Below are 13512 nucleotides of genomic sequence, written 5' to 3'. Positions count from 1 at the left end.
GCCCCAGCCGAGGGGATCTGCCGAGGCGAGGACCGAAACCGCGAAAAGGCTCCTCGCTCCGGCGGTTCCCCTCGCCTCAGGCGAGGCTGCGCGCCCGCGCGACCTGTGCGTACCACAGGCCGCTGTCCTTCGGCGTGCGCTCCAGCGTGTCGTAGTCGACGTGCACGAGGCCGAAGCGCTTGCTGTAGCCGTAGGCCCACTCGAAGTTGTCCAGCAGCGACCACGCGTAGTACCCGCGCACATCGGCGCCCTCGGCGATGGTCTGCAGCACGACCTCGAGGTGACGGCGCAGGTAGTCGGTGCGCTCGGGGTCGTGCACGCGGCGCTGGCCGTCGGCCGTGGTGACGGTATCGTCGAAAGCCGAGCCGTTCTCGGTGATCAGCAGGGATTTGTCGGGGTTCTCGCGGTGCATCCGCATGATGAGCTCGTACAGACCGCTCGGCTCGATGTTCCACCCCATCGCAGTATGAGGGGCCGGCTGCGGCAGAAACTGCACCGAGTCGGCACCCGGCCACGGTGATGCCGAAGAGAGGTTATGGCCGGTGGAGTGGTTGTTCTGGCCGGTGCCGTCCCACTGCCGCACGCGGCTCGTCGAGTAGTAGTTGATGCCGATGGTCTCCAGCGGCTGGTGGATGTCGGCCAGGTCGCCGTCGTGTACGAACGACCAATCGGTGAGTGGGGCGGTGTCGGAGAGCAGGTCTTCCGGATAAGCGCCGGCGAACATCGGACCGGTGAAGATGCGGTTGCCCAGCGCGTCGATGCGGCGCACGGCGTCGAGGTCTTCGGCCACATCGGGGCGGTCGGGGTGCACGACGTGCAGGTTCAACGACACCGAGTACTCCGCCCCCGACGGCACCGATCCGCGCAGGGCTTGCAGCGCGAGGCCGTGGCCGAGGTTCAAGTGGTGCGCGGCGCGCAGCGCCGTGACCGCGTCGGTGACCCCTGGCGCGTGCACTCCCGAACCATGGCCGAGAAAGGCCGAGCACCATGGCTCGTTCAGCGTCGTCCACGCGTCGATGCGGTCACCGAGAGCACCACCGACGATGCCGGCGTAGTCGGCGAACGCGTGTGCCGTCTCGCGCACGCCCCACCCGCCCGCATCCTGCAGGCTTTGGGGGAGGTCCCAGTGGTAGAGGGTCGCCAAAGGGCGGATGCCGCGCTGGCGCAGACCGTCGGCCAGGCGGCGGTAGAAATCGAGACCGGCCTGGTTCACCTCGCCGCGGCCGGTCGGCTGGATGCGCGGCCACGCGATCGAGAAGCGGTAGGAGTCCAGTCCGAGCTGGGCCATGAGGTCGAGGTCGGCTTCAAGGCGGTGGTAGTGGTCGCATGCGACATCGCCGGTGTCGCCGCCGGCGACCTTGCCGGGGGTATGGCTGAAGGTGTCCCAGATGGAGGGGCCGCGACCGTCCTCACGTGCGGCGCCTTCGACCTGATACGCGGCCGTGGCGGCTCCGAACATGAACCCGTCGGGGAACGTCCCGGCTGCTGGTCCATCAAGGGTGGTCGCCGAGTCTGTCTTGGAGTGTGAAGTGGTCATTCGCCGCCGTCGCCTTTCTGTCTGCACCGGTTCCGCGCCGTTGCCGAGGGGACAACGGGACCGAGATCGAAACGTGATCTTGCCAACCGAACCGGTTAAGTTACACTAGCGCTCGGATCCCCCCTCAGTGAAGTGACGACCCACTCGGGCCCGCCGCGAGGGGACACGGCCCCGAGCCGTGCGAGACGAAGGAGTCAGGGTGGAAGCGAAGAAGAAGGCGATCGCGGCGGCGATGGCGGTGGCCGCGGTGTCGGTGGTCCTGTCTGGATGCGCGGGGGGTGGCGGTTCGTCCAGCAGCGGCGGTAGCGCCACGATCACGTACTGGGCGAGCAATCAGGGGTCGAGCCTGGACAACGACAAGCAGGTGCTCACCCCTGTCCTGAAGAAATTCACCGACGAGACCGGCATCAAGGTCAATCTCGAAGTGATCGGCTGGAACGATCTGCAGACGCGTATCCAGACGGCCATCACCAGCGGGCAGGGGCCCGATGTCGTCAACATCGGCAACACGTGGGGTGCCGCGTTCCAGTCGACCGGTGCCTTCACCGAGTTCGACGACACCAACGCCGCCGCCATCGGCGGGCTGGACCGATTCGTGAAGACCGCCCTCGACGCCGGCGGCGCACCGGGCAAGACGCCCACATCGGTGCCGCTGTACGGACTGGCCTACGGGCTGTACTACAACAAGGCGATGTTCGACAAGGCAGGCTTGGAGCCGCCGACGACGTGGGAAGACCTGGTCAGCGACGCCACGAAGCTCACCACCGGTGACCAGTGGGGCCTGACCCTAGCAGCAGGCAGCTACACCGAGAACATCCACTTCGCGTTCCTGACCTCGGCGCAGAACGGCGGCGAGTTCTACGACTCCAGCGGTAAGCCGACCTTCAACACGCCCGAGAACGTCGCGGGCATCAAGCGCTACCTCGACCTCATGCAGACGTCGAAGGTCGCCGATCCCGCCGACGCGCAGTACGACAACGCGGCGCAGTCGGCGGCCGATCTCGCCTCGGGCAAGGCGGCGATGTTCCTCAGCCAGAACAACGCCGACACGACCCTGAAGGCCGACGGCATGAAGCCCGGCGACTGGGGCGTGGTGCCGCTACCCGCCCCGAGCGACGCGAAGGCGCAGATCTCGACCTTCCCGGCCGGCATCAACATCTCCATCTTCAACTACACCAAGCACCTGCCCGAGGCGCTGAAGTTCGTGAAGTACATGACGAGCACCGACGTGCAGTCCGAACTGGCCGAGCCGTACTCCGTCCTTCCCGTCCTCAGCGGCGCTGAGGCGAAGTTCACGAGCGACGCCGACGAGGCGAAGGTGTTCATGGACGCCTACCAGAACCGCTCCAAGCCGCTGCCGCAGGTCGCCAGCGAAGGTGACTTCGAGAGCACCGTGGGCAAGGGGATCAACAACCTGTTCGCGCAGATAGCGACGGGCAAGAACGTCACCGACGCCGACATCTCATCGATGCTCGACACCGCTCAGCAGCAGGTCGAAGCCGCGGGCTGATGATGCGGCCGCCCGCCGGATGTCTCGCGCGCGCACCGCACGCGAGACATCCGGCGGCGTGACATCAAGGAGACGCTGAATGTCTGCAATCGCGCCCGCGCACACGTCCCCGGAGTCCACCACCGGGCCGGAGGCGCCCCGTTCCACCCGACGACGGCTGGGACGGGTCGGCTGGTGGCTGCCGTACGTGCTGCTGCTGCCTGCCGTCGTGTTCGAGCTGCTCGTGCACATCATCCCGATGATCACGGGTATCTGGATCAGCTTCATCAAGCTCACCCAGCAGTATCTGCGCAACTGGAGTGAGGCTCCCTTTCTGGGCCTGGGCAACTACCGGGTCATCGTGGACGTCAACGGCGTCGTCGGCAAAGCGCTGCTGAACTCGTTCCTCATCACGTGCGCGTTCACGCTGCTCGTGGTCGCCATCGCGTGGCTGGCGGGGATGGCGGGGGCCGTCGCGCTGCAGCGGCGCTTTCCGGGGCGAGGCATCTTCCGCACGCTGTTTCTCATCCCCTACGCGATCCCGATCTACGCCGGCATCATCGCGTGGAAGTTCATGTTCCAGAAAGACACCGGGGCGGTCAATCACCTGCTGTTCGACACCCTCGGACTGCCCGGCGAGAAGCCGTTCTGGCTCATCGGGGGCAACGCGTTCTGGGCGCTGGTGATCGTGGCGATCTGGCGACTGTGGCCGTTCGCGTTCCTGATGCTCATGGCCGGACTGCAATCCGTGCCCGAGGACCTCTACGAGGCGTCAGCAGTCGATGGGGCCAAGCCCTTCCGCCAGTGGCGATCGATCACCCTGCCGATGCTGCGCCCGGTGAACGTCGTGCTCGTGCTGGTGATGTTCTTGTGGACCTTCAACGACTTCAATACGCCGTTCGTGCTGTTCGGCAAGACCGCGCAGCCGCCGGCGGGCGATCTCATCTCGTTCCACATCTACAACGCGTCGTTCCTCACCTTCAATTTCGGCTACGGCTCGGCGATGTCGGTGCTGCTGCTGATCTTCCTGCTGATCGTGACGGTCGCGTATCTGCTGTTCGTGAATCGGAGGTCGAAGCGTGCGTGAGACATCAGGAACGCGGGTCTTCCGCGTCGTCACGATCGTCGTGCTCAGTCTTTTCACGATCTTCCCCATCTGGGTGATGGTCACCTCGTCGGTCAAGCCCCTCGGCGAGGTGCTCGACAGCTTCACGTGGTGGCCCAAAAACATCACCTTCCAGCCGTATATCGACATCTGGAACACGGTGCCGCTGGCCCAGTACTTCGTGAACAGCCTCATCGTGTGCACGGCGGCCACGGGCGTGAGCCTTGTGATCGCGGTCTTCGCCGCCTACGCGGTCTCACGGTGGCGCTTCCGCGGTCGGAGCGTGTTCACCACGACCGTGCTGTCCACGCAGATGTTCCCCGGCATCCTCTTTCTGCTGCCGTTGTTCCTCATCTTCATCAACATCACACAGGCCACCGGCATCCCGCTCATCGGCACCCGGCTGGGTCTGGTGATCACCTACCTCACGTTCGTGCTGCCCTTCGCCATCTGGATGCTCGCCGGCTACTTCGACGGCATCCCGCGCGAGCTGGACGAAGCCGCGAAGGTCGACGGCACCGGTGCCATGGGCGCTCTGTGGCATGTGCTGCTGCCGGCGGCCCGGCCGGGTCTGGTCGCCGTGGGCATATACAGCTTCATGACCAGCTGGGGTGAACTGCTGTTCGCCTCCGTTCTCACGAACGGTCCCACGCAGACTCTCGCCATCGGCCTGCAGCAGTACTCCACGCAGGTGAACGTGTATTGGAACCAGATCATGGCGGCCTCGCTCGTGGTCAGTGTTCCGATCGTGATCGTGTTCCTGGTGCTGCAGCGCAGCTTCGTGGCGGGACTTACGGCGGGGGCGGTGAAGTGACGCCGACGGTGCCGGTGTGGATCGGAGCCAACTTCTGGTCGCGGGTGGGCGGCCCGCGGATGTGGACCGATCGGTACGATCCCGCCGTCGTCCGCGAAGAGCTCGCGGTGCTGGCAGCGCATGGACTGAACATGACGCGGTCGTTCTTCTTCTGGCCGGACTTCCAGCCCGAACCCGATCGCCTCGACGAGGACTGCATCGCCCGGTACGCCGACTTTCTCGATGCGCATGCCGATGCGGGCATGACGACGATCCCGACCTTCGTCGTCGGGCACATGTCGGGCGAGAACTGGGATCCGGCCTGGCGCGCCGGGCGCGACCTGTACCGCGACGTGTGGTTCGTGGGGCGGCAGGCCTGGTACGTGCGAGAGCTGACCGCACGCTTCGGGAGCCACCCCGCCGTGGCGGGCTGGCTGCTCAGCAACGAAGTGCCCATCTACGGCGGCGAGGCACCGCACGACGTGGTCGCGGCATGGGCAGGGCTGCTCATCGACGCCATTCGCGCCGGTGGTTCCACGCTGCCGGTGTCGATCGGCGACGGCGCCTGGGGGATCGAGACGACCGGGCACGACAACGGCTTTCGACTTCGCGATCTGGCCCCGCTGTCGGATTTCGTCGGACCGCATGTGTATCGCATGGAGTCCGACCGCATCCGCCAGCATCTGAAGGCGGCATGGGTCGCCGAACTGTGCCGAGTCGGTGAGCTGCCGGTCGTTCTCGAAGAGTTCGGCGTCACCGATGCGTATGTGTCGGCACACGGGGCGGCGGACTACTACCGCCAGCAGCTGTACAACACGCTGCTGGCGGGTGCGGTCGGCTGGATAGCGTGGAACAACACCGATTTCGATGATCTCGTGGCCGAGCGGCCCTATTCGCATCATCCGTTCGAGCTGCATTTCGGCATCACCGATTCCACCGGCGCCCCCAAGCCGGCCCTGCACGAGCTGGCGGGTTTCGCCGCCGACCTCGCGGCGATGGGGGCGGATGGGCTTCGGCGGTCGTCACGCGAGGCAGCCCTCGTGCTGCCGTCGCATCTGGCCGAGGGATATCCGTTCAGCCGCGAGACGGAGCGGGCGCACATCGTCGCCGTCGGCGAGCAGGCCTACATCGCCGCCCGCGAGGCCGATGTGCCGGTCGCAGTGGAGCGCGAGATCGCCGATGGGGGCGTGGCATCCGACTATCGGCTGTATCTGGTCCCCTCGGTCAAGCAGCTGTGCGGCCCTACCTGGCAGCAGCTGTCATCGCTCGCCGACGAGGGAGCGATCGTCTATGCGTCGTATTGCGCCGGCGAGACCGCCGAGCAGCGCGGACCGTGGTGGGCGTTCACCGAAGAGCTGTTCGGGGTGCGCATCGACACCGACTACGGCCTGGTCGAACCCATCGAAGGCGACACCGTCACGATCGAGCTGACCACCGATCTGGGCACGCTGCACGTCGGCGATCGTCTGCATGTGCGCGCGGCCGGAACCCCCGACGCCCGCGCCTATCTTCCGGTCGTGGTCACCGACGGAGAGGTGCTCGCCGTGGACGACCACGGGCGACCTGCGCTGGTCGGGCGCCGGCACGGCGACGGCTACGCGGTGCTGTGCACGTATCCGCTGGAGTACATGGCCGCGCGCAGCGCACGGGTCAATCCCGAGGACACCTGGCGGCTGTACGACGCGCTCGCCGCCCGCGCCCGGGTGCACCGGCCCGTTGCCGTCGCCGACCCCGAGGTGTTCGCCGCGACGATCGAGCACGACGACGGGCGGCGGTTCGCGGTGTTCGCCAGCCAACACGGCCAAGAGACCAGCGTGACGCCGGTCGTGGCATCCGGCGCACTGCATACCCTGGATGGCACACTCGCACCGGTCGTCGATCTCGGCCCGTACGGCACGGCGGTGCGCGAGATCGTCTGAAACGCTCCCGAGCGGCGGGTGGGTGACGTGCGAGAGTTGCAGGGATGAGCGGGGACAAGCTGGATGCACAACGCGTCACCATCCACGAGATGGCCAGGCGGCTGGGCATCTCTGTGGCGTCGGTGTCATACGCCCTGAACGGGCGGCCCGGGGTGGGCGAGGCCACTCGCGAACGCGTGCTCGCATTGGCGCGGGAGCTGGACTGGCATCCCAGCTCATCGGCGCGTGCCCTGTCGCGCTCGCGTACCGACACCATCGGGATGGTGCTGCGTCGCGACCCCGAACTGCTGGGCCAGGAGCCGTACTACATGAGCCTGCTCAGCGGAGTGGAGTCGGTGCTCTCTGCCGCACATCAGTCGCTGCTGCTGCGCATGGTCGGCACGGCACCCGGCCGCGACTTCGATGTCTACCGCCAGTGGAGCGCCGAGCGCCGCGTCGACGGCGTGATTGTGCTCGACCGGCTCGTCGATGACCGGCGCCCGGCGCTGCTGCGCTCGCTGAAGATGCCGTACGTCATGCACGGTCTGCGCCTTGACCCCGATACCGGTCGTCAGGTCGTCGAGGACCTCGTCACCGATGCGCGGGTGATCATCGACCACTTGGCCTCCCTCGGCCACACCGACATCATCGACGTCACCGGACCGCTCAATCTCGCCCACGAGGTCGAGCGGCGCGACGCGATCGCCGCCGAGGCGACCGTCTGCGGCATCCGGGTCACCGTCGTGGAAGGCGACTACACGCGGGCTGGAGCGCAACAGCTGGTTGCCGAGCGACTCGCGAGGTGGTCGGATGCGACCGCCGTGGTCAGCTCGAACGATGTCATGGCGCTCGGGATTCTGCGTTCCCTGACCCGCGGCGGCAGATCCGACATGGCCCTGGTCAGCTGGGACGACTCCATGCTGTGCGATATCTCCGCTCCTGCGATCACGGCGCTCGATCGGCAGCCGACGGCGCAGGGCCAGCGCAGCGCACGGAATCTGCTGCACGCGATAAACGCCGACCAGGAGCAGGCTGAAGCGCCCACGCCCAGCCGGCTCGTCGTGCGCGAGACGAGCCGGCCTGCCTCGTGAGGATTCGGAGCGGGATGCCGCGGTGACGGGGAGAAGTACGATGACATGTGCATGTATGTGTAGATATGTGCATGTCGACGTAGAATTGTCGCATGACCACTCTCGACCGACGCGTGCAGGTGCTCTTCGACGAAGAGCTGTATGGCCGACTCGTCGCTGAGGCGCGTGAAGAACGGATAAGCATCGGCGCATTCATCCGTGATGCGGTCGATGAGAGGCTCGACCGGCGCCGTGCGGACGTTCAGGCGGCGCTCCACCGGCTGTGGGCGAGCGCCGACGAGGTCCCACAGCCTGCTGAGGATTGGGAAGACATCAAAGACGATCCGCTCGATCGACCGGTGCTGCGAGACAATTCGTGAATCCGATGGGTGACCGCGCGATCCTCATCGATTCCGCAGTCTTGTTGTACGCTTTCGGCACTGCTGAAGGCGAACGGAGCCGGTCTCGTGCTTTCGTTGATCGGCTCGCCGCCGCTGACGTGCGCATGTACGCGAGCACAGAGATGGTGCAGGAGTTCGCACACCACAGATTGCGACGCACCCGCGACCGACGTCGCGCAGGTCGCGAGGCGCGTGACGTCATGGCGAGCATGACGATACTGAACTTCGACCGCGAGGTGCTCGATCTCTCGCTCGATCTCATCGAACGCACGGCGGTGCGCGGGCGCGATGCCGTCCACGCGGCGACCGCGCTCGCCTACGGCATCGAGAAGATCGCCTCGCCCGATCCGGCATTCGACGGCATCCCCGGCCTGGCTCGCATCGATCCGCTGGCGGATGGCAGCGAGTCTGTTCTGTGATGTCGTCGCAGGCGCCGTGCGGCGTGACGGCCCGACGCGGCCTCAGAAGGGCGCGGGGTCGCGCGCCAGCGCCTGGCGCAGCTGGTGTTTGAGATGGGGATCGGGATCGATCAGTGCTACCGGATCGAATCTCACGGTGCCCGGTGGTCGGGTGACATGTGTGCGCAGCGTCGGCGCCGTCCACCGGAGGATGCCGCCGGGTAGTTGGTCGACGAGCCAGTCGGTCTCGTGCTTGAGGGTGTGGTGTCTCTCGCAGAGATGCTCGAGATTGCACAGACAGGTGGGGCCGCCCTCGGCGTGTGCGCGGGTGTGATCGATGTCGCACTTGCGCGCACGACGACGGCATCCGGGGAACCGGCACTGCTCGTCTCTGACTTCCAAGAACAGGCGCTGCCTCGCAGAGGGCCGATACCGATCCACACTGATCGGCACCCCGCTGCAGGGATCGGTGAACACCCGGATCCACGCGGGCGCCATCGCGGCCAGGTGCTTGGCTGTCTCGTCGTCGATGGGTCCGAACCCAGCCACGCTCGCGCCGCCGACCGTCTCGCCGGCCAAGGCCGTGGCGGGCACGGTGACGTGTACGGTCGGCGCTATCGCGTTCAGAACGTCTCGCGTGTGCTCGTCGGCGCCGTGCCCGTGCGCCGCACTGGTCAACAACAGGTCACAGAAGACGTCGGCCATGATCTGCGCATGCGTGCGCTCGTCGTAGACGGGTTCCTCGTCGTCGTCGCTGTCGGGGCCGTCTGCGGTCGCGGCCTTCTCGGCGGCGTTGTCGTCAAAGATCTCAGTGGCGAGGTCGCGCATGCGGTTGTACGCACCGACGCCCTGCGCGGTGGGCACGTCGGCGGTGAAGCGCACCATCCCCGGCTCGAGTTCGCGCAGGGACACCTTGCGGCGCTTCATGGCTTCTTGCACACGTCGCTCGGTGCCTTCGGGATCGAGGCGTACGACAAGACCGCTCAATGCGGACTTCAACTGGCCCGGAGTCATCTCTGCCGCCATGTCGAGGGCGACGGCCTCGTATTCGCGCCGTACGCCGTCGTCTTCGATCACGACACCGGCCTCGGCGATCAGGTTCGCGTGCTCGGGGGAGATCTGCCCGCAGCTGGCGTCGCACAGCGTCTCGTGGAACTGATTCGTCAACGTCCACGCGATCGACACCTTTCGCGCGACCTGCCACTCGCTCAACCTCAGCGCGGCCCCGATCTCGGCGAACACCTCGCGCATGCCCAGCTGGGATGAGCGGGTGCGGGCGCCCTCATGCTGCGCGGCACGCTCTTGCTCACGCTTGTCGACGACGCCGGCGATGCGTTCGAAGAAGAACATCTCAGAGGCGAATGCGGCAGCGGCTCGCTCTCGCGACTGGCGAAGGTCGTCGACGATCTCGTCGAGCTCGGTGAGAGCAGGAGACAGGCTCGTCGTCGTTGACATCGCTGGCACCTCCGTCTTCGCTGGATCACCTCCATACTATCGAAACAAGATGCTAATGACAAGCATCTGTACCGTGAAAACACGGGATTGATGGATGAGAACTACGTCATCTGAAAGTCAGAAAGATGAGAACAAAAAATCGTCACCGCGGGCCGGCGCTCGAAGAGAAAGAATTTATCTTTCTATCCTCGGCAGCGATCCTCAGCGACCATGGTCGTGGAGTGTGGTGGCCGCAGTGATGGGGGACGCTGTACGGGGGGCACCACCCGCTCCGACATATCGGGGTCAGCGGCTCCGGTCGGCGGGCGAGGGCCCTGCCGCCGGGGCCGCTTCCTCATCGCCGATCGTGAAGGTGTCGACGAGCCCGCGGATAGCGATGCCGAACAGCGTCCATTCTCCGGGGTATGACTCGTCGTCATCGCCGACCACCACGACCGGATGCTCCAGCCCTTCCGCGGCCCGGACCGCGAAGCCCTCGCCGAGCGCGGCGAGGGCTTCGGCGAGGTCGCGAATGGTGAAGGGCGTGCGCATGCGACGGCCGAAGCGTTCCAGCATTTCGGCGTAGAACTGCGAGAACGCATCGATCGACTCTTCATGCCGGGCGGCGGCGGCTGCGCGCAGTTCGGGCCAGGCGCCGGCCGCCGTGCGCAGCGCCAGTGCGGTGACGAACACGTGCGCATCACGCGATTGCGGGCGAAGGTGAAACTGCGCCGCGTATTCGACGTGATCGCGCGCACCGGCGCGCACGACGTCATCGAGGCCACCGCCGCCGGCCAGGGCCTCGTCGACCGCTGCTGTGGCGCTCGCCGTCGGGACGTCGAAGCGCAGGCCCATCGTCTCCACCGCCAGATCGCGGTGGAACTCGTCCTGATCGGCCCAGATGCGATACGCCGCTCCGGAGGTCAGGCCGACGGCGCGCAATACCTCCTGCAGGCGGATGTGCTGCACCCCGGCCGACGCACCTCGCTCAAGCAGAAGCTGCAGGGCGGCGTCGAGAATGAGCCGTCGCGTCTGATCGGCGGTGCGGCGAGCCATACGTCAAGCCTGGCACGGACTGAATGCCGTGCTGACACACGACCCGCTGGGCAGAGCCTGGGCGAGGATCGGGCGGGCAGTGAGAGAATGGATGCGGCGTGCTCGTGACGCCTCTTCCTCGCAGCCGCTCACGGTGACGGGTCGAAGTGCCGCCGGGCCACAGGACAGCGTCCGCCACCACACTCAGTGAGGAGCGATATGTCCCTGCAGAACACCGCTGCACCCGAGGCGGGCCAGGCCGCGGCATCCACCCGTATTCAGCAGCACCGGCGATACCTGATGTGCAAACCGGAGCACTTCACGGTCAGCTACGAGATCAACCCGTGGATGCACAAGGCGCTGCCCACCGACACAGCCAAGGCGGTGCGGCAATGGCAGACGCTGTACGACACGTACCTTTCGCTCGGCCACGAGGTCGAGCTGATCGACCCGGTGGCGGGCCTTCCCGACATGGTCTACACCGCCAACGGCGGCTTCATCGTCGACGGCACCGCGCTCGGCGTCAAGTTCAGCGTCGATGAGCGCCGCGGCGAAGAGCGCCCGTTCATGGATTGGTTCGCTGCGCACGGCTTCGAGGTCGTCGAACCCGTCGCCGTGCAAGAGGGCGAGGGCGACATCCTGCTGGCCGGCGAGACGATTCTGGCCGGGTACGGATTCCGCTCGTCGATCGACAGCCACCGCGAGATCGCCGACGTCTTCGGCCGCGAGGTCGTCTCGCTGCACCTGGTGAACCCCGAGTTCTACCACCTCGACACCGCCATCAGCGTGCTCGACCCGGTGGTCGGTGCCGACGGCGTCGACAAGGCCAACATCGCCTACCTGCCGGGCGCTTTCGATGCGACAAGTCGCGGAATCCTCGAGGAGCGCTTTCCCGATGCCATCCGCGTCGCCGATGCCGACGGCGCCGTGTTCGGACTGAACTCGGCCAGCGATGGCCGCAACGTCTTCATCTCGCCGCGCGCGGCCGGCTACGACGCCCAGCTGCGCGAGCGCGGCTACCACCCGGTGCACATCGACCTGTCCGAACTGCTGCGCGGCGGTGGCGGGATCAAGTGCTGCACCCTTGAACTGCGAGGAGCGACCCGATGAGCGCTGCACCCACTCTCGACACGAAGGCGGTGCGCATCATCCGTACCGAAGACGACCACCTCGCCCACAACTACGAGCCTTTGCCGGTGGTCGTGGCCACCGGTGAGGGTGCGTGGGTCACCGACGTCGAAGGCAAGCGCTATCTCGACCTGCTCTCGGCATACTCGGCGCTGAACTTCGGGCACCGGCATCCTGCCCTCATCGCCGCCGCCACCGAGCAGCTCGGCCGGCTCACTCTCACCAGCCGCGCCTTCCACAACGACCGGCTCGGTGCCTTCGCCACCGCGCTGGCCGCGCTGTGCGACAAAGACCTCGTGCTGCCCATGAACACGGGCGCCGAAGCTGTCGAGACCGGCATCAAGGTCGCGCGCGCGTGGGCTTACCGGGTCAAGGGTGTGGGGGTGGATGCCGCGACCGTCGTGGTCGCGAACGGCAACTTCCACGGCCGCACCACCACGATCGTCGGGTTCAGCGACGATGCGACCGCGCGTGACGGGTTCGGCCCCTTCACCCCGGGGTTCGTCTCGGTGCCGTACGGTGACGCCGCCGCCATCGAGGCGGCGATCACGCCCGAGACGGCTGCCGTGCTGATCGAGCCGATTCAGGGCGAGGCCGGCGTGATCATTCCGCCCGAGGGCTATCTGCGCGAGGTGCGCGAGATCTGCACGCGTCACAACGTGCTGTTCATCGCCGACGAGATCCAGTCGGGGCTGGGGCGGGTCGGCACGACCTTCGCCTGCGACCGAGAAGACGTGGTGCCCGACATCTATCTGCTGGGCAAGGCGCTGGGTGGCGGCATCGTGCCGGTCTCGGCCGTGGCCGCCGATCGCGAGGTTCTCGGTGTGATCCGACCGGGTGAGCACGGCTCGACGTTCGGCGGAAACCCGCTGGCCGCGGCGGTCGGCCTGCGCGTGGTCGAGATGCTCGAGGCGGGGGAGTTCCAGCAGCGCGCGACGGCGCTGGGTGCACACCTGAAGACCAGGCTCGACGAGCTGGTCACACACGGCGTCACCGAGGTGCGCGTGGCCGGGCTGTGGGCAGGCGTCGACATCGACCCGCAGATCGGAACCGGTCGCGAGGTCGCCGAGCGACTGCTCTCTCGCGGCGTGCTCGTGAAGGACACGCACGGCCAGACGATCCGCATCGCTCCGCCGCTGGTGATCCGTGCGACCGAGCTGGACTGGGCCATCGAACAGCTGAAGGTCGTGCTCGAAGGCTGACAGCGGGCGGGATGCCGCGGCC

At 66.8% G+C, this 13512-nt stretch carries 12 protein-coding genes; 9 read left to right on the top strand and 3 right to left on the bottom strand.

Going from position 1 to position 13512, the window contains the following annotated elements:
* Positions 1–76 precede the first annotated feature (76 nt).
* Positions 77–1537, bottom strand: a complete 1461-nt coding sequence (locus tag ET475_RS03380; RefSeq protein ID WP_129386019.1) for a GH1 family beta-glucosidase — start codon at positions 1535–1537, stop codon at positions 77–79.
* Positions 1538–1736: 199 nt separating this feature from the next.
* On the opposite strand from ET475_RS03380, the gene ET475_RS03375 reads away from it, so the two are divergent.
* The 7 genes from ET475_RS03375 (at position 1737) to ET475_RS03345 (ending at position 8712) form a co-directional block, all read left to right on the top strand.
* A complete protein-coding gene (locus ET475_RS03375) occupies positions 1737–3047 on the top strand; it encodes an ABC transporter substrate-binding protein (protein ID WP_242497751.1) in 1311 nt (436 codons plus the stop codon).
* A 79-nt stretch (positions 3048–3126) separates the two neighbouring features.
* Complete coding sequence (locus tag ET475_RS03370) at positions 3127–4113, top strand: carbohydrate ABC transporter permease (protein WP_129386016.1); 987 nt, start codon at positions 3127–3129, stop codon at positions 4111–4113.
* Positions 4106–4945: a carbohydrate ABC transporter permease gene (locus ET475_RS03365; RefSeq protein ID WP_129386014.1), complete on the top strand. Its 840-nt coding sequence runs from the start codon at positions 4106–4108 to the stop codon at positions 4943–4945. The genes ET475_RS03370 and ET475_RS03365 overlap by 8 nt, the downstream gene beginning before the upstream one ends.
* Positions 4942–6843 (top strand): glycoside hydrolase 5 family protein, encoded by a 1902-nt coding sequence (locus ET475_RS03360; RefSeq protein WP_242497750.1) that lies wholly within the window; start codon positions 4942–4944, stop codon positions 6841–6843. Before ET475_RS03365 ends, ET475_RS03360 begins: the two co-directional genes overlap by 4 nt.
* 44 nt (positions 6844–6887) lie before the next feature.
* On the top strand, positions 6888–7913 hold the full coding sequence (locus ET475_RS03355; protein ID WP_129386011.1) for a LacI family DNA-binding transcriptional regulator: 1026 nt from the start codon (positions 6888–6890) through the stop codon (positions 7911–7913).
* A gap of 92 nt (positions 7914–8005) precedes the next feature.
* Complete coding sequence (locus ET475_RS03350) at positions 8006–8272, top strand: ribbon-helix-helix protein, CopG family (protein WP_129386009.1); 267 nt, start codon at positions 8006–8008, stop codon at positions 8270–8272.
* 5 nt (positions 8273–8277) lie between these two features.
* Complete coding sequence (locus ET475_RS03345) at positions 8278–8712, top strand: type II toxin-antitoxin system VapC family toxin (protein WP_129386007.1); 435 nt, start codon at positions 8278–8280, stop codon at positions 8710–8712.
* A 42-nt stretch (positions 8713–8754) separates the two neighbouring features.
* Here the strand turns inward: ET475_RS03345 and ET475_RS03340 are convergent, their stop codons facing one another.
* The gene (locus tag ET475_RS03340; protein WP_129386005.1) at positions 8755–10146 is read right to left on the bottom strand and encodes an HNH endonuclease signature motif containing protein; all 1392 of its coding nucleotides are present in this window, start codon (positions 10144–10146) and stop codon (positions 8755–8757) included.
* 285 nt (positions 10147–10431) lie between these two features.
* Positions 10432–11181 (bottom strand): hypothetical protein, encoded by a 750-nt coding sequence (locus tag ET475_RS03335; RefSeq protein ID WP_207205397.1) that lies wholly within the window; start codon positions 11179–11181, stop codon positions 10432–10434.
* A 198-nt stretch (positions 11182–11379) separates the two neighbouring features.
* Here ET475_RS03335 and ddaH point away from each other — a divergent pair, with 198 nt between their 5' ends.
* The gene (ddaH, locus tag ET475_RS03330) at positions 11380–12270 is read left to right on the top strand and encodes a dimethylargininase (RefSeq protein ID WP_129386003.1); all 891 of its coding nucleotides are present in this window, start codon (positions 11380–11382) and stop codon (positions 12268–12270) included.
* Entirely contained in the window at positions 12267–13490 is a 1224-nt protein-coding gene (gene rocD / locus ET475_RS03325; protein WP_129386001.1) for an ornithine--oxo-acid transaminase, read from the top strand. Before ddaH ends, rocD begins: the two co-directional genes overlap by 4 nt.
* Positions 13491–13512 lie beyond the last annotated feature (22 nt).

The sequence above is a fragment of the Microbacterium protaetiae genome (genome assembly GCF_004135285.1).
Lineage (GTDB): Bacteria > Actinomycetota > Actinomycetes > Actinomycetales > Microbacteriaceae > Microbacterium > Microbacterium protaetiae.
Note: the sequence above shows the minus strand (reverse complement) of the source record. Positions and strands in the feature narration are given on the sequence as shown.